At 63.5% G+C, this 24,186-nt stretch carries 19 protein-coding genes; 2 read left to right on the top strand and 17 right to left on the bottom strand.

What is annotated here, in order from left to right; genetic code table 11:
* Window positions 1-15: 15 nt before the first annotated feature.
* The 10 genes from ACQ4WY_RS27490 to ACQ4WY_RS27445 form a co-directional block, all read right to left on the bottom strand.
* Window positions 16-612: a PqiC family protein gene (locus ACQ4WY_RS27490; RefSeq protein ID WP_436506821.1), complete on the bottom strand. Its 597-nt coding sequence runs from the start codon at window positions 610-612 to the stop codon at window positions 16-18.
* On the bottom strand, window positions 609-2,240 hold the full coding sequence (locus ACQ4WY_RS27485) for a PqiB family protein (RefSeq protein WP_436506820.1): 1,632 nt from the start codon (window positions 2,238-2,240) through the stop codon (window positions 609-611). The genes ACQ4WY_RS27490 and ACQ4WY_RS27485 overlap by 4 nt, the downstream gene beginning before the upstream one ends.
* Window positions 2,233-3,525 (bottom strand): paraquat-inducible protein A, encoded by a 1,293-nt coding sequence (locus tag ACQ4WY_RS27480; protein ID WP_436506819.1) that lies wholly within the window; start codon window positions 3,523-3,525, stop codon window positions 2,233-2,235. The genes ACQ4WY_RS27485 and ACQ4WY_RS27480 overlap by 8 nt, the downstream gene beginning before the upstream one ends.
* A 134-nt stretch (window positions 3,526-3,659) precedes the next feature.
* Complete coding sequence (locus ACQ4WY_RS27475; RefSeq protein WP_436506818.1) at window positions 3,660-5,012, bottom strand: amidase; 1,353 nt, start codon at window positions 5,010-5,012, stop codon at window positions 3,660-3,662.
* Window positions 5,013-5,016: 4 nt separating this feature from the next.
* The gene (locus ACQ4WY_RS27470) at window positions 5,017-5,694 is read right to left on the bottom strand and encodes a DUF2848 domain-containing protein (RefSeq protein WP_436506817.1); all 678 of its coding nucleotides are present in this window, start codon (window positions 5,692-5,694) and stop codon (window positions 5,017-5,019) included.
* A gap of 4 nt (window positions 5,695-5,698) precedes the next feature.
* Window positions 5,699-7,033, bottom strand: coding sequence for an MFS transporter (locus ACQ4WY_RS27465; protein ID WP_436506816.1), 1,335 nt, complete (start codon window positions 7,031-7,033; stop codon window positions 5,699-5,701).
* Window positions 7,034-7,141: 108 nt separating this feature from the next.
* The gene (locus ACQ4WY_RS27460) at window positions 7,142-7,813 is read right to left on the bottom strand and encodes a hypothetical protein (RefSeq protein ID WP_436506815.1); all 672 of its coding nucleotides are present in this window, start codon (window positions 7,811-7,813) and stop codon (window positions 7,142-7,144) included.
* A gap of 147 nt (window positions 7,814-7,960) precedes the next feature.
* Entirely contained in the window at window positions 7,961-8,887 is a 927-nt protein-coding gene (locus ACQ4WY_RS27455; RefSeq protein WP_436506814.1) for a LysR family transcriptional regulator, read from the bottom strand.
* 81 nt (window positions 8,888-8,968) lie between these two features.
* Entirely contained in the window at window positions 8,969-10,204 is a 1,236-nt protein-coding gene (locus ACQ4WY_RS27450; protein WP_436506813.1) for a M20/M25/M40 family metallo-hydrolase, read from the bottom strand.
* On the bottom strand, window positions 10,201-11,427 hold the full coding sequence (locus ACQ4WY_RS27445; protein WP_436506812.1) for a urate hydroxylase PuuD: 1,227 nt from the start codon (window positions 11,425-11,427) through the stop codon (window positions 10,201-10,203). Before ACQ4WY_RS27445 ends, ACQ4WY_RS27450 begins: the two co-directional genes overlap by 4 nt.
* A gap of 131 nt (window positions 11,428-11,558) precedes the next feature.
* Here ACQ4WY_RS27445 and ACQ4WY_RS27440 point away from each other — a divergent pair, with 131 nt between their 5' ends.
* A complete protein-coding gene (locus ACQ4WY_RS27440; protein WP_034754583.1) occupies window positions 11,559-12,497 on the top strand; it encodes a LysR family transcriptional regulator in 939 nt (312 codons plus the stop codon).
* A 73-nt stretch (window positions 12,498-12,570) separates the two neighbouring features.
* Window positions 12,571-14,325: an allantoate amidohydrolase gene (locus tag ACQ4WY_RS27435; RefSeq protein WP_436506811.1), complete on the top strand. Its 1,755-nt coding sequence runs from the start codon at window positions 12,571-12,573 to the stop codon at window positions 14,323-14,325.
* Between the two features lie 2 nt (window positions 14,326-14,327).
* On the opposite strand, the gene ACQ4WY_RS27430 is transcribed toward ACQ4WY_RS27435, so the two are convergent.
* The 7 genes from ACQ4WY_RS27430 to aptA all read right to left on the bottom strand — a co-directional run bounded on the left by ACQ4WY_RS27430 (window position 14,328) and on the right by aptA (window position 24,128).
* Complete coding sequence (locus ACQ4WY_RS27430; RefSeq protein ID WP_436506810.1) at window positions 14,328-15,563, bottom strand: Zn-dependent hydrolase; 1,236 nt, start codon at window positions 15,561-15,563, stop codon at window positions 14,328-14,330.
* 12 nt (window positions 15,564-15,575) lie between these two features.
* Window positions 15,576-16,967, bottom strand: a complete 1,392-nt coding sequence (hydA, locus tag ACQ4WY_RS27425) for a dihydropyrimidinase (RefSeq protein WP_436506809.1) — start codon at window positions 16,965-16,967, stop codon at window positions 15,576-15,578.
* Between the two features lie 21 nt (window positions 16,968-16,988).
* Window positions 16,989-18,473: an NCS1 family nucleobase:cation symporter-1 gene (locus tag ACQ4WY_RS27420; RefSeq protein WP_436506808.1), complete on the bottom strand. Its 1,485-nt coding sequence runs from the start codon at window positions 18,471-18,473 to the stop codon at window positions 16,989-16,991.
* Window positions 18,474-18,607: 134 nt separating this feature from the next.
* Window positions 18,608-19,888 (bottom strand): NAD-dependent dihydropyrimidine dehydrogenase subunit PreA, encoded by a 1,281-nt coding sequence (gene preA, locus ACQ4WY_RS27415; RefSeq protein ID WP_436506807.1) that lies wholly within the window; start codon window positions 19,886-19,888, stop codon window positions 18,608-18,610.
* The gene (locus tag ACQ4WY_RS27410; protein WP_436506806.1) at window positions 19,888-21,255 is read right to left on the bottom strand and encodes an NAD(P)-dependent oxidoreductase; all 1,368 of its coding nucleotides are present in this window, start codon (window positions 21,253-21,255) and stop codon (window positions 19,888-19,890) included. Before ACQ4WY_RS27410 ends, preA begins: the two co-directional genes overlap by 1 nt.
* Before the next feature lie 45 nt (window positions 21,256-21,300).
* On the bottom strand, window positions 21,301-22,803 hold the full coding sequence (locus ACQ4WY_RS27405) for a CoA-acylating methylmalonate-semialdehyde dehydrogenase (protein ID WP_436506805.1): 1,503 nt from the start codon (window positions 22,801-22,803) through the stop codon (window positions 21,301-21,303).
* Between the two features lie 8 nt (window positions 22,804-22,811).
* Window positions 22,812-24,128, bottom strand: a complete 1,317-nt coding sequence (aptA, locus tag ACQ4WY_RS27400) for an omega-aminotransferase AptA (RefSeq protein WP_436506804.1) — start codon at window positions 24,126-24,128, stop codon at window positions 22,812-22,814.
* Window positions 24,129-24,186: the final 58 nt, after the last annotated feature.

Below are 24,186 nucleotides of genomic sequence, written 5' to 3'. Positions count from 1 at the left end.
GTAGCGGAAAGCGGCTCAGGCGGCCGGGCAGGCGGCGTTGCCGTTGTCAAAAGCGCGCACCACGCTCGCCGCATCAGCGGCGATGCGGTTCACGGCGCGGCGATGACCGAGCACCAGTTCATCATAGCCCGCGCCCACCTTTTCATTGGCTATCGTACGGCAAGTGACTACCTTGCTGCTGGCCAGCTGGCGCACGCTCCACACGGCATCGATCAGCGCATACTGGCCCATCACCGATTCAAAGCGCTGCACATTGGTGCTGATGCGGTACACGGGCAGGTTGTCCGGGTGCGGCGTGCGGAACACATCGATTGCGCCCAGGTCGTTCGTCACGGCCGTCGACAGGGCCTGTCCGATCTCGCCGGCCAGCGGCCCCGCCCAGCGCTGCTGCTCCAGCAATTCGATGCGGCCCGATGGCGCCGTCACGACAAACTGGTTGCGGCTCACCTGCTGCGGCACGCTGACGGCCAGCACCTCGACATAGTATTTCACGGGTTTGGCCGGCTGCGCGTCGGCGCCGCCGCTGAGCGTATAAAAATGCTCGGGCTGGGGCGTGGAGCAGGCGCACAGCAGGCTGGCTGCCATCAATAGCGCAAAAATTGGCTTCCTCATTTTTTTTCATCTCCTTTTTTACCGCGGATCAGGGACTCTGGGTGACGCTCCAGGTAATCCGACAGCGCGTTCAGCGATTGCAGGGTTTGCGTCAGTTGCTGCAAGGCCTGGCGCACGTCCGACTGCAGCGGCGAATCCTTTTGCAGCACCTGTTCGGCCGTGCCGAAGGTCTGTTTCGCCGCCGTCAGGGTATCGCGCATTTCCGGCACCACCTGGCCATCGAGCTGCTTGAACAGGGTATTGGCCTGCTTGATGGTGGCGTTCAGGTTGTTGCCGATCTCCGCGTATGGCACCTGATCGAGCTTGCGGGCAATGCTGGCGATCTGCGTCTGCAATTCATCGAGGGTATTGGGCACGGTCGGCACTTCCAGCGGATACCTGTTCAAGTCCAGCGCCACCTTCGGTGCTTTCGGGAAGAAGTCCAGCGCGATGTACAGCTGGCTGGTGAGCAGGTTGCCAGTGCGCAGCTGGGCGCGCAAACCGCGGCTGACCATGCGTTCGAGCACCTGGTGGCCGGCCGAGCCTTCCGCATCGTCGACGGCCGCCTTGAAGCGCATGCCCAGGCGGGCCGGATACAGATTGACGGTGACCGGCATGCGGAAGTTCTTCTTCACGGGGTCGAATTCGATACCCACCGAGCGCACTTCGCCCAGCACGATGCCGCGGAAGTCCACCGTGGCGCCGGGCTGCAAGCCACGCAGGGACTGGTCGAAATAGAATACGGTGGTAATGGCCTCACCATCGGGCTCGCGCATGGCGCTGGCCTCGTCGGCCGCCAGCCGGTAAGTGGTGCCAGCCGGCGCCGGGTCTTCCGGCTTGCGGCCATTTTCCGCCTCGAAGGCGATACCGCCCACCAGCATGGCGGCCAGCGACTGCGTGTTCAGTTTGAAGCCGTTGGAATCGAGGCGCACATCGACGCCGCTGGCATGCCACCAGCGCGCATTCTTGCCGACAAACTGGTCATACGGCGCGTTCACGAACACCGACATGGTGATGCCGTTGCCATCCTTGTCCAGCGCGAAACTGACCACCTTGCCCACCCGCAGGCGGTGGAAGAACAGGGGCGAACCCACATCTACGGAGCCGAGGCTGTCCGCATGCAGGGTGTACAGCTTGCCCTTCTGGTCGCCCGCCACAGCGGGCGGATTTTCCATGCCGACGAAGTTGTCCTTCTTCTGCTCCGACTTGCCCGTATCGACGCCGATGTAGGCGCCCGACAGCAAGGTGCCCAGGCCCGTCACGCCGCTAGCGCCGATTTGCGGGCGCACTACCCAGAAGCGCGAATCGGCGGTGGCGAAGCGCCGCGCTTCCTTACTCATGTCGATCGTCACCAGCACCTTGGTCAAGTCGTCGCCCAGGGTGATGGCGCGCACCTGGCCGATGTCGACATCCTTGTACTTGACCTTGGTCTTGCCCGGCTCCAGGCCTTCGGCGCTCTTGAAGCTGACCGTCACCGTGGGGCCCTGGTCGAGGATGGACTTGGCGGCCAGGCCGGCGCCGATCAGCGCGGCCAGCAGCGGAATAAGCCATACCAGCGATGGCAGCCAGCGGCTGCCCTGTTCCACATCGGGTTCCGGCAATGGACGGCCAACCGTTTCGGCAAGGTCGCCTGCTTCTTTGTCAGACATGCTGTTCTCCAATCACTGTATTGTTTCCGGTATTTGTCACCACCACGGGTTCTTCCTCGCCAGGCACCTGCCCGTCGACGGGGTCCCAGATCAGGCGCGGGTCGAACTGCATCGCCGCCAGCATGGTCAGCACCACCACGGCGCCAAAGGCCAGCGCGCCGGGACCGGCCGTGATCACGGCCAGCGACTTGAAGCGCACCAGCGCCACCGTCAGGGTGACGACGAAGATGTCGAGCATGGACCAGCGGCCGATGAATTCGACCATGCGGTACAAAATGGTGCGCTGGCGCGGCCGCCAGCGCGAACGCCGCTGCGCGGTGAAGGCCAGCAGCGCCAGCACGCCCAGCTTGAGCATGGGCACGACCACGCTGGCGATGAAAATGATGATGGCCAGGCCCTTCGAGCCGCTGGTCCAGAACAGCACGACGCCGCTCATGATGGTGTCGTTTTGTGCGCCAAACAAGGAATACGTCACCATCACGGGCAGCAGGTTGGCGGGAATGTAGAGGATCATGGCGGCGATCAGCAAGGCCCAGGTGCGGTTGATGCTGTCCGGCTTGCGCACGTGCAGGGCCGTGCCGCAGCGCACGCAAGCCAGGTGCCTGCCCTTGCCCAGGGGCGGCGCCACCAGGCCGCAGGCATGGCAGGGTAACACCTTCTCGCCCGGTGCGAAGGCCTTGTAGCGGATGCCGGGCAGCGCTTGCCGGGTCAGGTCGTCACCCAGGTTCCACAGGGCCTTCGGGTCGAACGAAACGACGATGGCCAGCATCAGGGTCAGCGCGCCAAACGCGAACAGCCCCGGTTGCGGCAACACCGTGGCCAGGCTGGTCATCTTGACGACGGTGATCAGGATGCCGATCATCAGCACCTCCGTCATGCCCCATTCGCGCGCCGTCTGCACGGCGCGCAGCACGCGGTTGAAACCCGGCACCTTGACGCCGCCGCGCAAACCCAGCGCCACATACAGCAGCGAACCGAGTTCGATGGCGGGAAAGAGAATGGTAAACAGGAAGACCATCGTCGCCACGATGTGCATCTGCTCGGACCACAGCACGCGGATGGAACCAAGCAAGGTGGCGCTGGAAGTGAGGCCATTGACGTCGAGTTCGACGATGGGGAAAAACTGGGCGATCAGGAAGACCAAGGCGGCGCCCAGGGTCAGCGCCACCACCTTGGTCAATTCCGCCGATGCGCCACGCGCGTGGGCGCCCCGGTACAGCACCGAGCGGCAACGGATGCAGCGCGCCTTTTCGCGTGGACGCAGCGGACGTTTGCGGTACAGCACGCCGCAGTCATGACAGCTAATCAGGTTGTATCGGTGCACAGTGTGAAGTTTGCCAGCGCCCGAAGCGCGACTATCCCATGTCAATGCCAGCCATCATATTACAGAGTTGGCATTTTCCTGCACCTCAGCACTATTTATTGTTGTGCGCCTAACAATGTCTCGACCGCCCGGCCAATTTGCAGCACTCTTTCATCCGCGCCAGCCAGACCGCAAATGCCCAACCCCACCGGCAGTTCGCCCTCGGCATGGCAAGGCAGCGACAGCGCGCAGCCGTCGAGGAAGTTGATCACGCTGGCGTTACGCAACACCAGGCCATTCGTGGCAAAAAAAGTGGCGTCGTCCGCATCCAGGGGCGCGACTTCCGGCGCCAGAATAGCCACGCTGGGCATCAGCCAGGCATCGAATGGCGCCAGGCGCCGCCGGGCGATGGCGATCAGGCGCGCACGCGCATCGAGCAAGTCGATGTAGTCGGCCGCGCCTTGCTGCTGGCCGCGGCGAATGCGCGCCGCCACGCGCTGGTCGTACTGCGCGCCCTTTTCTTCAAGCAGCACCCTGTGCCAGTGCCAGGCTTCCGCCGCCACCAGGCCGCCGCCACCATTAATCGTCGGCAGTTCCAGCAATTCGGGGAAATCAAACTGTTCCACCTGCGCGCCGGCTTGCCGCAGCTTGTCCAGTGCGGCGTCAAAAGCCTGCTGCACCTGCGGCGCCACGTGCGTACCGACGTAGTCAAGGGTAAATCCGAAGCGCAAACCTTTCAGTGCTGGCGCCTGCGCGCCGATGTCATGGCCCGACAGCGCTGCGTACAAAATGGCGCAGCAATCGACGCTGTGCGCGATGGGCCCGGCCGAGTCGAGGGAGCGCGACAGGGGCACCGTGCCGGCCAGCGACACGGAAGCCGCCGTCGGCTTGAAGCCCGTCAGGCCGCAAAAGGCGGACGGGATGCGGATCGAGCCGCCCGTGTCCGTGCCCAGCGCGCCGGCCGCCATCGTCAACGCCACCGTCACGGCACCGCCCGAGGTGGAACCGCCAGCCACGCGCGCGCGGTCGTGCGGATTGCGCGGCGTGCCGTAATGAGGATTCAAGCCCAGGCCGGAAAATGCGAACTCGCTCATGTTGGTGCGTCCCAGCAGGATGGCGCCGGCCGCGCGCAGGCGCGCCACGGCGCCCGCATCGGCCACGGCGGGCGGCGCGTCGGCCAGCGCCAGCGAGGCGCCGCTGCTGACCTGCCCCCTGACGTCGAACAGGTCCTTGATCGAGATGGGCACGCCGGCCAGGGGCGAGGCAACGATACCGGCCGCGCGCGCCGCATCGCTGGCGCGTGCCTCGGCCAGCGCCTGTTCACCGTCGAGGCTGACATAAGCATGGCCGCCCTGCGCCCGGTGCGCCTCGGCGCGCGCCAGCATCTGCTCTGTCAGCTGCACGCTGGTGATGCGGCCAGCAGCCAGGTCGGCCGCCAGTTCGCGAATGGTCTTGGTCAACTCGGTCATTCTCTTATCCTTCCACGGGCAGGGTTTGCACGGCATAGCGGTGCTGCAGGCGGCGCTGCAAGGCAGGATCATACAGCTCCAGCTCAAAGGCGTCGCCATGGCCCATCTCGCCGATGATCGGCTGCGTGCCGCAGAACATGGCGCTGCCCACGGGCAGGGTCGCCTGCCCCGTGTAGCGCTGAATCAGGTCTTCCGGCGACAGCATGCGCGTCACGGGGCCGTCCTGGTACAGGGCGGGCACGCCGGCCCGTTCGCGCCACGAGCGCATCTGCAACTGGTCCCAGTGGCCGGCCACGTCAGCATAGCGCCACAAGGTATCGCCCACGGGCTTGCCGCACATCTGCTTGGACACTGTCACGCCATAGCTTTCCACCTTGCGGTCCGTATGGTCGGAACCGATCCCCACCAGCAGGCCATATTGCGTGGAAAACAGCACAAATTCCGCTTCGCCCGAGGAATCGCGGCCCGGTACTTCGATGGCGGCATCGCTCGACAGCAGCGCTGCCGCCACGCGGTAGAACGTCGGCACATTTTGGGGGCGCGCCACGCCGATGGCTTCCAGTTCGGCGATATGGTGCTCGACCATGGCCATGTCGCGGCCCGTCCAGCCGGCGATGATCAGGTGCTCGATGTCGAAGGTGACGGGGCCGTGGCCTGCCAGTTGAAAACTTAATGTCGTCATGATGTTATTCCTCAAGAGGGCCGCGGCCCGTTTCTCTGGCCGCGAAGACGGCGGCGCCGGTGATCAGCAAGGCCGCCGCCACATACAGCGAGACGGCCATGGTGCTGTTGTATGAGCGATACAGGCTGGCGATGACGAGGGGCGCGAAGCCGCCGCCGATGACACCAGCCAGGGTGTAGGCCAGCGAAGACCCCGCATAGCGCACCTTGGTAGGGAATTGCTCGATGACGAAGGCCGCTTGCGGGCCATACATGATGGCGTGGATGAGCAGGCCCACGACAACCGCCGTGACGATGGCGGCGGGGCTGGCCGTATCCAACAAGGTGAAGAAGGCAAACGCCCACACCAGGCCGAGGATGGCGCCCAGCGCATACACGGGACGGCGGCCGATCTTGTCCGACAGGGCGCCAAACACGGGCACCGACAGCGCATTGCAGGCCGTGCCGATCATGATAGCGGTTAGCGCCAGGGTCGACGACAGGTGCAGCACCGTCGTCACATACGTCAGGGTGAATACCACCACCAGCGCATACAGCACGTCCGAGCCGATGCGCACGCCGCCGGCGATCAGCAGGCGGCGCCAGTAGATGCGCAGCACGTCGCCGATCGGCGCTTCCGCCTTCGCATCCTGCTGGTCAAGTTCCTTGAACAGCGGGGTTTCCTCGATGCCGCTGCGTATCCACATGCCGAAGGCCACCAGCAGCAGGCTGGCGATGAATGGCATGCGCCAGCCCCAGTCCATGAAGGCTTCATGCGGCAGCAGATAGGTGATCAGGCCGATGCAGCCCGTCGCCAGCAAGGTGCCGAACGACGGTCCCACCTGCGTCCACGAAGCGTTGCGTCCCCGCTTGTCCGGCGCGCCGTGTTCGACGGAGATCAGCACGGCGCCCGCCCATTCGCCACCGAGCGCGATGCCCTGCACGAAGCGCAGCGCCACCAGCAGGATGGGACTCCAGATGCCGGCCGTCGCGTAGGTGGGCAAGAGGCCCATCAGGCCCGTCGTCACCCCCATCAGCATCAGGGTCACGACGAGTACCCAGCGGCGTCCCAGCTTGTCGCCCAGGTGACCGAAGATCACCCCGCCGATGGGGCGCGAGATATAGCCTACGGCATACGTGGAAAAGGCCAGGATGGTGCCCGTCAGCGGGTCGAATGAGGGAAAGAACAGATGATTGAAGATCAGCGCGGCCATGGTGTTGTAGACGGTGAAGTCATACCATTCCAGGGTCGTGCCGACCATGCTGGCCGTGGCCAGGCGGCCCGTCTTGGCCGTCGTGGCCTTCTCGCCCGGAGCTTGGGCCGCCGGATGCGCAGCGTTTGCCGTTGTATATGTGCTCATTGCCTACCTCTCTCGTCAGTTTTATTGCAGGTCCGCCGCAGGATGCTTTGCCCTGCGCCGTGGCCCGTGTCTCGTGTTATCAGTGCCGGCAAGATGCGCGCGGACGCGTCAGGCGGCGTGCAAGTCAGCCTCGCGCAGTTGCCAGGACAGCTGCAGGATGGCCGCCTGTTCACCGTCGAGGCCCAGCGCCGCGCTGGCCGCATCGGCGGCCGCCATGGCGGCGCTTTCCGACGACGCGTCGATCAGGAAAATCGGATCGAGCACGCGGCCCTCCTTCTGCTCCGCCGGCAGGGGGCCGGACAGATTGGCGTCTGGCGTGAGCAAGCGTGTGGCAATGACGCCGTCGATCTGCAGCAATGTCGCCCCCAGCGTGGCCATGGCGGCCACGGCTTGCGCGTCCTGGCCGATGGCTGGCGCGCCCAGGCGCAGCACGGCCAGCCAGGCGCCCGTGCCCATGCCCGTTTCCGCCTCGATGGCGCAAACGCGGCGCATCGGGTCCACCATGCGCTGCAAATTCGTCACCGACCATGGGGTCTGCTGGCCGAAGGCCTTGAAGTAGTCGGGAGTCTGGAAGGCGGCGAGCGACACGGTGCGGTACAGGCCCAGGTATTTGCGGGAACCGCGCACGCTCTGGTAGCGCGTGCCGCTGACAAAGCCGGGAATGCGCACGCGCTCTTCCACATGTTCGCGGTCATACCAGCGGTTGAAATCGCGTTCGTGTTCCGGGTCGGCGCTGGTCCAGACAAACAGGATGCCTGGCAAGGTGGGGGACGTCGTCATGATGGTTCCGTTCTGCGTTATGGGTGGTGTGCCAACCCAGAATAGGTGGCACGCCATCACTTGGCAAACGGGTTATTCTGAACGCGACTGATAAGTTTTTCTTGTGGGTCGCCGCGGTGGCAGCAACTTATAACAGCAACTTAATTGTCACGCTCGCGCACCGGCGCCATATTCCTCGCCCAAACTCAGGGTAAACCTGGCCGCCTCTTCGCACGCCAGCATCGCCACCAGCTGGATCGCTTCCGTGGTGATGTCTTCGCTGTAGCTGATGACGATGCGCTGCGGCGCCAGGGCGCTGGCGCAGGGAATCAGGGCGATGTTGCCCTGCTCGATTTCCTCACGCAGGGGCGCCAGCGGCAGCACGGCGATGCCGAAGCCGGCCTTTACCAGGCGCACGATGGCGGAAATCGAGCTGACGCAATGCACGCGCCCCAGCTGCACGCCCTCATCCTGGCACAGCGCCTTCAATGCGGAATGCGGCTGCGAGCCACGGTTCATGGTGATGATCGGGTGCTGCGCCAGTTGCGCCACCGTGAACGGCGTGCCCGTATCGGGCCAGTCGGCCTTTCTGCCCGCCCAGCCCATGGCGATGGCGCCGCTGCCCGTGCTGCGGATATGGTCGCCCGTCAGCATGTCCGTCTGCAGCGCGATATCGAGCTCGCCCTGCTGCAGCTGTTCGTGCAGGCGACGCGTCGATTCGGAGGTCAATTGAATCTCGATGCCCGGATAGCGTTCCTGCACCCGCTGCAGGAAGGGAATCAGCCAGGTATGCACGATGGTTTCGATGACGCCGATGCGCACCTCACCCGTGATCTGCGCGGGCGAGGAATTGGCCGCATACATGTCGCGGCACAGTTCCAGCATGCGTTCGGCGTACACGAGCAGGTTGCGCCCGGCGAAAGTCAGGCGGATTTCACGCGCGTCGCGGTCAAACAGACGCGTGCCGAAATCCTGCTCCAGCGAGGCGATGCGGTTCGAAATGGCAGCTTGCGTGATGTGCAGCTTGTCAGCCGCCGTGCGGAAGCTGCCCAGCCGCGCAGCCCAGACAAACGCTTCGAGAAAACGGGTATTCAATGGGGCTCTTCTTCACAAGTTGAATGTCCGCCCCATTGTAAGCCAAAGCGCTCTGCCCTATTCCTTGCCTTAATTCCTGCCCTACGTCTGCCCCAGGAAGTCCAGCAGGGTCAGGGCGACGATCTTGCTGGCCTTGCGCAAATCATCGAGCGCCAGGCGTTCATCGGCCTTCTTCGCATTCGATTCGGGCACCGTGCGCGGACCGGCGCCATACAGCACGGCCGGGATGCCCCGTTCGCCATACAGGCGCGCATCCGCATACAGGGGCGTGCCGACGGCGGGAATCGTTTCGCCGAGGATGGCTTGCGCGTTTTTCTGCAGACTGCCGACCAGCTGCTCGGAACCGGGCAAGGGCCGCAGCGCGTGCGACAACAGCAGGCGGCGAATCTCGATGCGGATGCCAGGCTCGCCGCGCACGGCGTCTTCGATCAGCGCGCGCACCTGCGCCTCCACCGCCACCGGATCTTCTTCCGGAATCATGCGGCGGTCCATCTTCATGACGACCTTGCCCGGCACCACATTGGTATTCGTGCCGCCATCGATGCGGCCCACCAGCATGGTGGGCGAGTCGATGCCGGCCACCTTGGATTTAATCTTTTTCAGCTCCGGCAACTGGCCGTAGATGGCGTTGAGGATCTTGTTGGCCGCCTGCAGGGCGTCATGCCCCGTCTCCGGCATGGAGCCGTGGCCCGACTTGCCGTGCACGGTGATTTCCAGCTGCAGGCAGGCGTTGTGCGCCGTGACGATGCCATAGCTGAAACCGGCGGCGATGACGAAATCGGGCTTCGTCAGTTGCTGTTCCAGCAGCCAGCCCGGCCCCAGCAAACCGCCGAATTCCTCGTCGTAGGTAAAATGCAGTTCCAGCTGGCCTTTTAGCGGAATGCCCAGTGCCTCCAGCGCGCGCGCGGCAAACACATAGGTGGCGAAATCACCTTTCGAGACGGCCGTCGCTCGGCCATACATGTAACCACCGTCGATCTGGCCGCCATACGGCGGAAACGTCCAGTTGTCGCCGGGTGGCACCACGTCGCCATGCGCATTCAGGGCCACGGTCGGCCCGCCGGCAGCATACGGGCGGCGCAAGATCAGGTTGGTGATGCTTTGCATGCCATATGCCACCACCTGGTCCGCAGGCACCGCATGCTTTTCGGCGTTCCAGCCATACGCCTGCAGCAACTGCGCCACCAGTTCCGCATGCGGCGCGTTATTGCCGGGCGGCGTATCCGTCGGCTGCTGCACCACCTTCTGTAAAAATGCGACTTCTTCATCGAAGTGTTCGTCGATCCAGGCCGTGATTCGTTCCGCGTGCGTTGTCATTTTGCTCCTTGCATGGTCTGTTGCAGCCAGGCGCCCAATTCGCTGCGCTCGGCCTCCGTCATATTGGTCAGGTTGCCGATCGGCATGGCTTTAAGCTCGATGGCCTGCTTGTAGATTTGCGCCGCATGCTGGCGGATTTCCGTTTCATTATCCAGCATCATGCCGGCCGGCGCCGTGGCGAAACCCGGTTGCGTGGGCTGGGCCGAATGGCAGGTGGCGCAGCGCTGGGCGATGATGGCATGCACGCTCTTGAATTGCGCGGCAGGGTTCAACGCAGGTGCCGCCGCCACGGGCGCTTTCGGCGCGATGGCCACGGCCACGGCCACCAGCAAAGCCACGCCGATGGCCGGGTAGCGCCACTCCACCCTGCCCTTGTGGCGCAGGTTGAAGAAGTGGCGAATGAAGACGCCGGCCGCCATGATCAGCGCCAGCACCAGCCAGGCGTGATCGTTGCGGTAGGTCATCGCGTAGTGGTTGCTGATCATGATGAACAGCACGGGCAAGGTAAAATAATTGTTATGCACACTGCGCTGCTTGGCCTTCAAGCCGTGCTTGGGATCGGGCAGCTTGCCAGCCGCCATGGCTTCGACCATCTTGCGCTGGCCGGGAATGATCAGCATCAGCACATTGGCCACCATGATGGTGCCGATCATGGCACCCACGTGGATATAGGCGGCGCGTCCGCTCAACACATGCGTGAGCACGTAGGCGGCACCGACGATCAGCGCGAACACCGTCACGCCGAACCACAGTTCATGTTTGGCCAGCGGGGAACGGCACAGCAGGTCGTACACGGTCCAGCCGATGACGAGCGTGGCGATGCCGATGCCGATGGCCTGGCCGCTGGAAATATCCGCCACGGCTTTGTCGATCATCATGGCCTGGGCATTGAAATAATAGGCAATGGTGAGCAGCGCGAAACCGGACAGCCAGGTCGAATATGCTTCCCACTTGAACCAGTGCAGTTCCTTCGGCAATTCGGCGGGCGCCACCAGGTATTTTTGCGGGTTATAAAAGCCGCCGCCGTGCACGGCCCACAATTCTCCCGCCACGCCCTTCTGCGCCAGTTCGGAGCCGGGCGCGGGCGGGCGTATCGAGTTGTCGAGCCAGACGAAATAAAAGGAAGCACCGATCCAGGCGATGCCCGTGATGACGTGCAGCCAGCGGACGATCAGGTTCAGCCACTCCAGGCCGTACGGGATCAGGTAGGCAAATACTTCCATAAATTTCCTCTAGTCAGACCGAACCAATATTCGTGCCAATCTACACAAGATAAACGGATTTACCGCCCATCACATGAAAAATATCGTATATTTGACATATTCAAATCAATATACAACAGAGCCGCCGCCACATGTCCAGCCTGCCGCAACACCTCGACCTGCACCTGATCCGCATCCTCTACCTGCTGCTGGTGGAAAAAAATGTCTCGCGCGTGGCACTGAAACTCAATCAGCCGCAGCCTTCGATTTCCGCCTCCTTGCGCAAGCTGCGCGAATTGACGGGCGACCCGCTGCTGGTGCGCGGCGCGCGCGGCATGGTGCCGACCCAGCATGGCGAAAGCCTGCTCAATCCGGCCAAGCGCATCCTCGACCAGACGGAGAGCCTGTTCGTCAAGAAGACGCCGTTCGTGGCGCAGGAAGAGGCGCGTACCTTCCATATCGCTGCGCCCGACTACCTGGACAGCCAGTTCCTGCCCAACGTGGTAGCCCTGCTGCGCCGCGGTTCGCCGAAAAGCCGCGTCGTGCTGCACAGCCTGGGGCCGGGCATCGACCATATCCGCCAACTCTCCGATGGAGGCCTGGACCTGGTCATCGCCAACTGGGACGAGCCGCCCGCGCATCTGCATATCTCGAAACTGTTTGAAGACCCCATCATCTGCGCCATGCATGCGGAAAACGCCTATGCGCGGCGCACGGCCAGCGACGCCATGACACTCGACGATTATCTGAGTCTGCCTCACGTGGCGCCGTCGCAGATGATGCCCGGCTACCACGGCGTGATCGATTCCTTCCTCGAACGGCAAAACCTGCAACGCAACGTGGTGGTGGAATCGGCGTATTTCGGCCTGATCCCCTACATGCTGACGCAGACGGATCTGGTGCTCACCACGGGCCGGCAATTCATGCGCTTCTATGAAAAGACCCTGCCGCTGAAAACGTATACCGTGCCCTTGAAATTCCCGCCCATGCGTTTTTACCAGTTGTGGCACCAGCGCGTGCACCAGGCGCCCGAGCACAAATGGCTGCGCGACCAGGTCAGCGCCGCGGCCAAGGCGCTGGTGCAGCGATAGCCGCTATCAGCACGCGCATATAATGGAGACAGGAACGGAGCGCTATCATCACCGCTTGCATGATCGGAAAACCATGACCACCCTTTCAGACCTGAACGCCGGCAGCCAGGCCGATTTTATCGCCCACCTGCACGGCATCTACGAACATTCGCCCTGGATCGCCCAGCGCGCGGCGTCCGCCCGGCCATTCACCAGCCTGGCGGCACTCAAGACGGAACTGCAGCGCGTGCTGGCGCAGGCCTCGCCCGAAGAGCAGCTGGGGCTGATACGCGCCCACCCCGAGCTGGCCGGCAAGGCCGCCATCGCGGGCCAGTTGACGGCGGAGTCGACGCGCGAGCAGGCCAAGTCCGGCCTGAACCTGTGCAGTGCCGACGAATTCGCCTCCCTGCAGCGCCTGAATAGCGAGTACAACGCCAAGTTCGGCTTTCCCTTCATCCTGGCCGTCAAGGGTCCGACGGGCGATGGCTTGACGCGCCTGGACATCATCGCCACGTTTGCGCGGCGCCTGAAAAACCGCCATGCCGATGAACTGGCCGAATCGCTGCGGCAGATCAAGCGCATCGCCGAACTGCGCCTGAACGACCTGTTCGACGTGCGCCTGGACTTCGGCCCGGCCATCATGCAGCAGGCGGAAACCCTGGCCGGCTGGAGCGACAGCGACTACAACCTGACCTGCGCCTACCTGACGCCGGCGCACCAGAAAACGGCAGCGCAGCTGGCCAACTGGATGCGGGAGGCTGGCATGCAGGTGCACATCGACGCCGTCGGCAATGTGGTCGGCCGCTATCTGTCCGACGCGCCAGGCGCAAAGACGCTGATGACGGGATCGCATTACGACACGGTGCGCAACGGCGGCAAGTACGACGGCCGGCTGGGCATCGTGCTGCCGATCGCCGTCGTGCGCCATCTGCATGAGCGGGGTGAAAAGCTGCCCTTCCACGTCGAGATTGTCGGCTTCGCCGAGGAGGAAGGCGTGCGTTTCAAGAGCACGTTTTTGGGCAGCACGGCCGTCACGGGCAAGTTCGACGTGTCGCTGCTGGAGCAACTCGATGCGGATGGCGTGAGCATGCGGGACGCGCTGGCCGCCGCCGGGCACGAGGCGAGCGCCATCGGCGCCATCGCGCGCGATCCGGCAGATTTGCTCGGCTATGTGGAAGTGCATATCGAACAAGGCCCCGTGCTGCTGGAGCGCGACCTGCCGCTGGGGATCGTCACGGCGATTGCCGGCAGCTCGCGCTACCTGGTCAATCTTGGCGGCGTGGCCAGCCACGCAGGCACCACGCCCATGACCATGCGCAAGGACGCGGCCAGCGCGGCGGCCGAAATCATCCTGCTGGTGGAACAGCGCTGCAACCATGGCGAAGCGCTGGTGGGCACCGTGGGGCAGCTGCACGTGCCCAACGGTTCCGTCAACGTGATCGCCGGCGCCTGCATCCTGTCGCTCGACATCCGCGCCGCCAGCGATGCTGTACGCCAGGCTGCCGTTGACGATATTCTCGACGGCATCGCCGCCATCTGCGCGCGGCGCCAGATCGACTATCAGCTAGAGCTGCTGCTGTCGGCGCGTGCGGCGCCGTGCGCGCCATGGCTGATGGCGCAGCTGGCGCAGGCCGTGGAATCCGTGGGCATAGCACCGTATGCGCTGCTATCGGGCGCCGGCCACGATGCCATGGCCATGGCCGCCATCACCGACGTGGCCATGCTGTTTACCCGCTGCGGCAATGGCGGCATCAGCCACAACCCGCTGGAAACCATGACGGCGGACGACGCCGACATCGCGGCGCGCGCGCTGCTGGCGTTTTTGCGCAACTTCCAGCCCAAGCCATAAGGTTACACAGCCACCGCCCGCTCCAGCATCGCGTGCAGCAGCACGTTACATCCCGCTTCCAGGTGCTCGGGCTTGGCGTCTTCGATTTCATTGTGGCTGATGCCGTCCTTGCACGGCACGAAGATCATGCCGGCCGGCGCCAGCCGGGCCGCGTAGATGGCGTCGTGGCCGGCGCCGGACACCACGTCCATCACTGAGTATCCCAGCTTTGCCGTGGCGTTGCGCACGGCGCCCACGCAATCGGGGTGGAACGGGCATGGCGGGTAATAGGAAACCCGTTCAAGAGATATATCCAGTCCCGTACCGGTGCGCGTGGCATCGATAAAGGCCGTGATCTCGCCATGCATGGTGTTGAGCAGTTCGTCGTTCACATTGCGCAGGTCGATGCTGAACTTGACCTCTCCGGGAATCACGTTGCGGCTGTTCGGGAAGACCTGCACCATGCCCACCGTGCCGCGTCCATACGGCGGGTAACGGTTGGCAATGGCGACGACCTCCTGCATGATGCTGGTGGCCACCTGCAGCGCATCCTTGCGCAGGCCCATGGGCGTGGGTCCCGCATGCGCTTCCATGCCCGTCACCACGCAGTCGTACCACGACAGTCCCATCACGGCAGGCACCACGCCGATCACCTTGTCGGCGTCTTCCAGCACGGGGCCCTGCTCGATATGCGTTTCAAAGTAAGCGCCAATGGGATGGTCGCCCGGCACCTGCTCGCCCTTGTAGCCGATGCGCGCCAGCTCTTCACCCACCGTTTTCCCCTCCGTGTCCTTGGCCGCGTAGGCGGTTTCGAGCGAGAAGGCGCCGCAAAAAACGCCGGAACCCATCATCACGGGCACGAAGCGCGAACCTTCCTCGTTGGTCCAGAACGCCACCTCGATGGGCGCCTGCGTCTTGATCTGTAAATCATTCAGGGTGCGCACCACTTCCAGGCCGGCCAGCACGCCGTAATTGCCGTCGAACTTGCCGCCCGTGGGTTGCGTATCGATATGGCTGCCCGTCATCACGGGCGGCAAGGTATTGTCCGTGCCGTCGCGGCGCATGAAGACATTGCCGATCTGGTCGATGGTGATGCTCATGCCCGCCTCCCGGCCCCAGCGCACCACCAGGTCGCGCCCCTGCTTGTCCAGGTCCGTCAGGGCCAGGCGCTTGACGCCCCCCTTCACTGTCGCGCCGATCTGCGCCAGTTCCATCAGGGCCGCCCACAGGCGTTCGCCGTTGATCCTCAGTTCATTCATGCTGCACTCCTTTCATGGCGCGACGGCGGAAAATGCCGGACGCTCGACATAGCGCCCCGCCCCTTCGACGGCCGTCAATTCGCCCTTGTGGAAGACCACCTTGCCGGCGGCAATCGTGGTACTGGGGATGCCGCGCACGGTGCGTCCTTCGAAGACGTTGAAGCCTCCCCTGGCGAACTGCGTGGCGGCGGAAATGGTGCGCGTGCCTTGCGGATCCCACAGCACGATGTCGGCATCGCTGCCTGCGGCGATGACACCCTTGCGCGGATACATATTGAAGATTTGCGCCGCATTGGTCGACGAGACCTTGACGAATTCGGAGGGCGTCAGCATGCCGGAATTGACGCCAGCGTCCCAGACGACGGCCATGCGTTCCTCGACGCCGCCACAACCGTTCGGGATGCGCGTGAAGTCATCCTTGCCGGCCGCCTTCTGCTCGGCGCAAAAGGTGCAGTGGTCGGTGGCCGTCGTGTGCAGGTTGCCGCTTTGCAGGCCATGCCACAAGGCCGCCTGATGGTGCTTGCCGCGGAACGGCGGGCTCATGACGTGGCCCGCCACATAATCGAAATCATCGCCCTGGTAGACGCTGTCGTCGATCACCAGGTGGCCCGCCAGCGCTTCGCCATACACGCGCTGGCCGTTGGCGCGCGCCCGCGTGATGGCGTCAAGCGACTCCGCGCACGAGACGTGCACGATGTATACGGGGGTATTGAGGACATTGGCAATCGCAATGGCGCGGTTGGCCGCCTCGGCCTCCACGGCCGGCGGACGCGACAGGGGATGCGCCTGCGGACCCGTGATGCTTTTTTTCAGCAAGGCTTGCTGCAATTGAAAAACCAGCTCGCCGTTTTCCGCATGCACGGTGGGCAGCGCCCCCAGTTCCAGCGAGCGGGTAAAGCTTTTCACCAGCGTTTCATCGTCGGCCATGATGGCGTTTTTATAGGCCATGAAGTGCTTGAAGCTGTTCACGCCATGCTCGCGCACGAGGGTGCCCATCTCTTCATGGACTTGCTCGCTCCACCAGGTGATCGCCACGTGGAAGGTATAGTCGCCGGCCGCCTTCGCCGACCATTCCCGCCACTGGTGATAGGCCTCGATCAAGGATTGCTTCGGTGCAGGAATGACGAAGTCCATGATGGTGGTGGTGCCGCCCGCCAGTCCCGCCGCCGTGCCCGTGAAAAAATCGTCCGACGTCACGGTGCCCATGAAGGGTAAATTCATGTGCGTGTGGGTATCGATCCCGCCCGGCATCACGTACAGGCCACCCGCGTCGATCACGGTGGCGCCGGCGGGTGCCAAAAGGTTCTCGCCGACGGCGGCGATGGTATCGCCCTCGATCAGCACATCGGCGCGGAAAGCGCGGTCGGCGTTGACGACGGTACCGCCACGTATCAGTGTAGTCATCTTGTCTCCTTCTCGAAAAGATCAGGACTGCGGCGCCTGCTGCACGTGCGCCACGGCCTTACCCTTCATCATGACGCCGTATACGACGGCGGCGATGGCCACACCCACGAACCAGGCGTAGGTGTAGATGGTTTTAAAGCCTTCGGCCACGCCCGGAAACGCCGTGGGAAAGGCCGAGTTCAAAAAGCCCGGGATATTCGGCAGCACGGCGATGACAAAGGCGATCAGCGCCGCCATGTTCCAGCCATTGCCATACGAGTAGACGCCGTCGTCACGGTACAGCTGCCTGACGTCGAGCTGCGTCTTGCGCACAAAATAATAGTCGACGATGAGGATGCCGGCGATGGGGCCCAGCAAGGCCGAGTAGCCGATCAGCCATGTGAAGATATAGCCCTGCGTCGATTCGAGCACCTTCCACGGCATCATGACGATGGCGATGAAGGCCGTGATGTAGCCGCCCATCTTGTACGAAATCTGCTTCGGCGCCAACGAGGAAAAGTCGTACGCCGGACCCACCAGGTTGGCCGCCAGGTTGACGCTGACCGTGTCGATCAGCAGAATGATCAGGGCGATCAGCACGGCGGCGCCCGTCATGCGGCTGGCCAGGTCGACGGGGTCCCAGATGGCCTTGCCATACATGACCACGGAGCCGGCCGTGACGATCACGGCCAGCATGGCCAGCAATCCCATGGGCACCGGCAAGCCGATCGACTGGCCGATCACCTGGTCGCGCTGGGTCTTGGCGAAGCGCGTGAAGTCGGGGATGTTCAATGCCAGGGTGGCCCAGAATCCCACCATGGCCGTCAACGATGGCCAGAAGACGCTCCAGAACTGGCCCGCCTTTTTACCGCCCGGGATGAATTGCGATGGCTGGTCCAGCAGGCTGGCCACGCCGCCGGCCTTGCTGTGCACCCAGTACAGCAGCACGAAGCAGATGAGGATTTTCAAGGGCGCCGTATAGGTTTCGAGCTTGCGGATCGACTCCATGCCATGCAGGATGTAATAGAACTGGATGGCCCAGAAAGCCAGGAAGCACAGCAACTGGCTGCCGTTGATGCCCAGGCCCGCGATCTTCTCGCCGCCCAGCTCATGGCCCATCAGCACGCCCATCAGGGTATATATCATCTGGCCGCCGAACCAGGTCTGGATGCCATACCAGCCGCAGGCGACGATGGCGCGCATCAGGGCCGGCAAGCGCGCGCCCATGGTGCCGAACGAGGCGCGCGCCAGCACGGCATACGGGATGCCGTACTTGGTGCCCGCATGGCCAATCAGGAGCATGGGCAAGAGCACGATGGCGTTGGCGAGAAATACCGTGAGCACGGCCTGGTAACCGGACATGCCGCTGTCGATCAGACTGGCCGACAGGGTGTAGGCGGGAATGCACATCACCATGCCGACCCACAGCGCGGCGAAGTGGTACCAGCGCCAGGTGCGCTGCGCCGCCGTGGTGGGCGCCAGGTCTTCATTCCAGAGTTGCGTGTTGCCTGAATAGTCGTGGTTCACAGGTATGCTCCATCGGTTGGGAGGGAATCGGTTTTATAGAAACGGCTCGACTTTTAAGTCAATCTAGCTTACCGCAAAGGCCAGCCGTTGTTTATAAAATAAACACACGCAAGATATATGCCTTGATGCGTGCCCTATGCCGTCTCCACCAACGCATGCGGGTTGCGTGGGTCCTGCGTCCAGTTCATGTATGGCTTGCCCGTCGTCTGCGGCACCATCGTGATGCAGCCCTGCACCGGACAGGTGATTTCGCACAGGTTGCAGCCCACGCATTCCTCTTTGATCACCTCATACGTGCGCATGCCGGCGGCGTCGATCAGTTGCGCAATCGACTGGTGCGACGTGTCTTCGCAAGCCACATAGCACTTGCCGCATTTGATGCAGTCGTCCTGGTTGATGTGCGCAATCACCTGGTAATTCATGTCCAGGTATTTCCAGTCCGTCGTGTTGGCCACGGCCTTGCCGGAAAAGTCGCTGATGCGTTCGTAGCCCTTCTCGTCCATCCAGCGCGACAGGCCATCCTTCATCTCCTCTACGATGCGGAAACCATGCAGCATGGCGGCCGTGCACACCTGCACGCAGCCGGCGCCCAGGGCGATGAATTCGGCCGCGTCGCGCCAGTTGCCGATGCCGCCGATGCCGGAAATGGGCAGACCACGCGTCTGCGGATCGCGGGCGATTTCCGCCACCATGTTCAGGGCGATCGGCTTGACGGCAGATCCGCAATAGCCGCCGTGCGTACTGGCGCCGCCCACGATGGGCAGCGCCACCATGCGGTCCAGGTCCAGCGAGGTGATCGAGTTGATGGTATTGATCAGCGAGACGGCGTCCGCGCCGCCCGCTTTGGCCGCGCGCGCCGGCATGCGCACGTCCGTGATGTTGGGCGTGAGCTTGACGATGACGGGCAGACCGCTGTGCTTTTTGCACCAGGCGGTGACCATCTGAACATACTCGGGCACCTGGCCCACGGCCGCGCCCATGCCCCGCTCCGGCATGCCGTGCGGGCAGCCGAAATTGAGCTCGATGCCATCCGCCCCTGTCGCCTCGACCTTGGGCAGGATGTCGGCCCAGTAATGCTCTTCGCAGGGCAGCATCAGGGAGACGATCATGGCGCGGTCGGGCCAGTCCTTTTTCACCTGCGTGATTTCGCGCAGGTTGATCTCCAGCGAGCGGTCGGTAATGAGTTCGATATTGTTGAAGCCCACTACTTCGCGATTCTTGCCATACAGGGCGGAATAACGCGACGAGACGTTGACGGCCGCAGGGTCTTCACCCAGTGTTTTCCACACGACGCCGCCCCACCCAGCCTCGAAGGCGCGCATCACGTTATAGGCCTTGTCGGTCGGCGGTGCGGATGCCAGCCAGAAGGGATTCGGCGCCTTGATGCCGCAAAATTCGATGCTGAGATCAGCCATTATGCAGCCTCCAGTTTGGTGAGTAAGTCGGCATGGATGGCCAGTGCGGCCAGCTTGCCATGCTGGACGGCTTGCACCGTCAAGTCCTGCCCCGGCGCCACGCAGTCGCCGCCCGCGTAAATCCCTGGCAGCACCGTGCGCAAGCCCGCATCGACGGCGATCTTGTCGCCTTCGCGTTTCAACAGCGACGCCATCGGGTCATGCAGCACGTCGGTGTCCAGGCTCTGGCCGATGGCCTTGAAGATGGCGTCGGCCGCCACGTCGAACGTTTCGCCCGTCCCCGCCAGGCGCGTGCCCTGCATGCGCGTTTTCTCGAAGCGCATGCCCACCACCTTGCCGGCAGTATCGAGCAGCACCTGCTGCGGCTGGGCCCACGTCAGCATGCGCACCTGGTTGGCCTTGGCGATGTCCTGTTCATGGTGGGTAGCCGTCATGGCGTCGAAGCCGCGCCGGTACACGAGGGTGACTTCCTCGGCGCCCAGGCGTTGGACCTGCACTGCCATGTCGATGGCCGTATTGCCGGCGCCGATGACGATGGCGCGCTTGGGCACAGGCAGCGCGGCCAGGTCGTCCGCCTGGCGCAGCGCGCTGATGTAATCGACGGCGGCCAGCAGGCCTGGCGCGTCCTCTCCCGTCAGGCCCAGCTTGCGGCTGGCTCCCAGGCCCAGGCCGAGGAAGACGGCGTCGTACTGCGCGTGCAAATCGCGCAGCTGCAGGTTCTCGCCCAGCACCTGGCGACATCGGATCTCGATGCCACCTATCTGCAGCAGGAAGTCGATTTCCTTTTGCGCGAAATCGTCCGTCAGCTTGTACTTGGCGATGCCGTATTCATTCAAGCCGCCTGCCTTGCCTTCCTTTTCAAAGATCACCACGTCGTGGCCCAGCATGGCCAGGCGGTGCGCGCACGACAGTCCCGCCGGCCCCGCGCCGACGATGGCTATCGTCTTGCCGGTGGCGGCCGCCCTCTTGAACGGATGCTGTGCGAAATGCATGTGGTCGACGGCGTAGCGCTGCAAGAGGCCGATTTTCACCGGCTGACCTTCCGCGTCGTGGTTGCGCACGCAGACGTCTTCACACAGGATTTCCGTGGGGCAGACGCGGGCGCAGCTGCCGCCCAGGATATTCTGCTTCAGGATGCCGGCGGCGGCGCCGTTGATGTTCTTGTCGTGGATGTTGCGGATGAAGCTGGCCACGTCGATTTCCGACGGACAGATACGGCTGCACGGCGCGTCGTAGCAATACAGGCAGCGGGCGCTCTCGATGGCCGCCTGGCGCGCCGTCAGGGGCGGCGCCAGGTCCGTGAAATGGCCCGCCAATTCCTCGTTGGGCAGGGCGGGATGCGGCAAATAGTTGAGGGACTCGATCATCGCGTTTTCCTTCTTTGAGCCTGCGGTGGATTTAGTGTAAAACCGTCACTTCATCTGTGGAAAAGCAAATTCCACACCAGCGCTTGCCGTGTTCGGCCAGCGCTGCATCACGGCCTTGTGGCGCGTGTAGAAGCGCACACCTTCGGGGCCATACGCGTGGTGGTCACCGAACATGCTGCGCTTCCAGCCGCCAAAGCTGTTGAAGGCCATCGGCACGGGCAAGGGGATGTTGACACCCACCATACCGACCTGGATCTGTCGCACGAATTCGCGCGCCACGCCGCCGTCGCGCGTGTAGATGGCCACGCCGTTGCCATACTCGTTGGCGTTGATCAGCTCCACCGCATGCACCACGTCAGGACAGCGCAGCACGCACAGCACGGGACCGAAAATCTCTTCCTTGTAGATGCTCATGTCGCGCGTCACATGGTCGAACAAGGTACCGCCGACAAAGAAGCCGTTCTCGCGGCCCGGCACCACATGGTTGCGGCCATCGACCACCAAAGTCGCGCCCTGCTCCACGCCCGAGGCAATGAGTTTTTCGATGCGCTGCTTGGCTGCCAGCGACACGACCGGTCCCATTTCCGCACCATCAGCCATGCCGTCGCGCACTTTCAGTGCAGCCGTGCGCGTTGCCAGTGCGTCGATCAACTTGTCGCCCGCATCGCCCACGGCCACGACCACGGAAATGGCCATGCAGCGTTCGCCCGCCGAACCGTAGGCGGCGCCGATCAGCGCATCGACCGTCATGTCCATGTCCGCGTCGGGCATCACCACCATGTGATTCTTCGCGCCGCCCAAGGCTTGCACGCGCTTGCCGCTGGCGCTGCCACGCGCATAGATGTATTCGGCGATCGGCGTCGAACCGACAAAGCTGATCGCCTGCACCACGGGGTGGTCGAGCAAGGCGTCGACCGTCACCTTGTCTCCCTGTACCACGTTGAAGACGCCGTCGGGCAAGCCAGCTTCTTTCAGCAATTTCGCGTGCAGCAAGGAGGCCGACGGATCGCGCTCGGACGGTTTCAAGACGAAGGTATTGCCGCAGGCGATGGCGACGGGGAACATCCACATCGGCACCATCACGGGAAAATTGAATGGCGTGATGCCGGCCACCACGCCCAGCGCCTGGCGCATGGACCAGGCGTCGATGCCGCGCGAAATCTGGTCCGTGAATTCGCCTTTCAGCAATTGCGGGATGCCGACGGCAAATTCCACCATCTCGATGCCGCGCGCCACTTCACCCTGGGCATCGGCAAAGGTCTTGCCATGCTCGCGCGTGAGCATGCCGGCAAAGTCATCCGTATGCTGCTGGCATAGCTGCAGGTAGCGAAACAGCACACGCGCGCGCGTCAGGGGCGGCGTGGCCGACCACGAGGGAAAGGCGGCGGCCGCCGCCTGCACGGCAGCGTCGACGTCTTCCACGGTACCCAGCGCGACCCGGGCGACGGGTTCGCCGATGGCGGGGTTGTAGACATCGCCGTAACGGCCACTCTGGGTGTCGACTTTGGCGCCGTTGATGAAGTGGGTGATGGTGTCGAGAGTGTTCATGGTGTTCCTTAGTCGAGATTTCTTAATACCTTGGCCAGCTTGCCAAACAGCTCGTCGACATGCTGTTTTTCCAGCACCAGCGGCGGCGACAGGGCGATGATGTCGCCCGTCGTGCGTATCAGCACGCCGTCGGCGAAGGCCTGCTTGAAGGCGTTGAAAGCGCGTGCGCCAGGTTTGCCGGCGATGGGCTCGAGCTCGATGCCGGCGATCAGGCCGATGCTGCGCAAGTCGATCACGTGCGGCAAGCCTTTCAGGGAATGCACGGCGTCGCTCCAATACGCCTGCATGCTTTTCGCGTGGCCCAGGATGTCCTGCTCCTCGAACACTTGCAGGGTGGCCAGCGAGGCGGCGCAGGCGAGCGGGTGGCCGGAATACGTGTAGCCGTGGAACAGCTCGATGCCGGGCGGCGCATCCATGAAGGCGTCGTGGATATACTTTTTGCTGAACACGGCGCCCATCGGCACCATGCCGTTGGTCAGGCCCTTGGCCGTCGTCATCAGGTCAGGCTCGACGTCGAAATAGTCGGCTGCGAATGGCGTCGTCATGCGGCCGAAACCCGTGATCACTTCATCGAAGATCAGCAGGATGCCATGCTTGGTGCACAGCTCGCGCAAGCGTTTCAGATAGCCTTTCGGCGGGATCAGCACGCCCGTGGAACCGGCCACCGGTTCGACGATGACGGCGGCAATCGTCGAGGCGTCGTGCAGGGCGACGATGCGTTCCAGTTCATCGGCCAGGTGGGTACCGTATTCGGGTTCGCCCGCCGTGTAGGCGTTCTTGTCCAGGTTGTGCGTGTGCGGCAGGTGGTCCACGCCGGGCAGCAAGGGGCCGAAGGTCTTGCGGTTGCCGCCGATGCCGCCCACGGAAATGCCGCCGAAGCCCACGCCGTGATAACCGCGTTCGCGGCCGATCAGGCGGGTACGTGCGCCCTCGCCGCGCGCCCGGTGATAGGCAAGCGCGATCTTTAACGCCGTGTCGACAGCTTCGGAACCGGAGTTCGTATAGAACACGTGGCCAAATTTATGCCCCGTGTAATCCATCAGTTTTTCCGCCAGGTCGAAGGCGGCCGGATGGCCCATCTGGAAAGTGGGAGCGAAGTCGAGCTGGCCCACCATGTCGCGGATGGCGCCGACGATTTTAGGCTGCGCATGGCCGCACGGCACGCACCACAGGCCGGCCGTGCCATCGAGGATGGCGTTGCCATCGACGTCCTTGTAGTACATGCCTTCGGCCGACACCAGCAGGCGCGGGTTGGCCTTGAAATCGCGGTTATTGGTAAACGGCATCCAGAATGCCGACATCGATTCCGGCCTTGTTTCGTTCATGACCTTCTCCTTGGGATGGGCTGCCGCGGCGCCAAGATCGTTTTTGACGAAGCGTAAA

This window comes from Janthinobacterium salmonicoloratum, from assembly GCF_051380845.1.
In the GTDB taxonomy this organism is placed as follows: Bacteria; Pseudomonadota; Gammaproteobacteria; order Burkholderiales; family Burkholderiaceae_D; genus Janthinobacterium; species Janthinobacterium lividum_F.
Note: the sequence above shows the minus strand (reverse complement) of the source record. Positions and strands in the feature narration are given on the sequence as shown.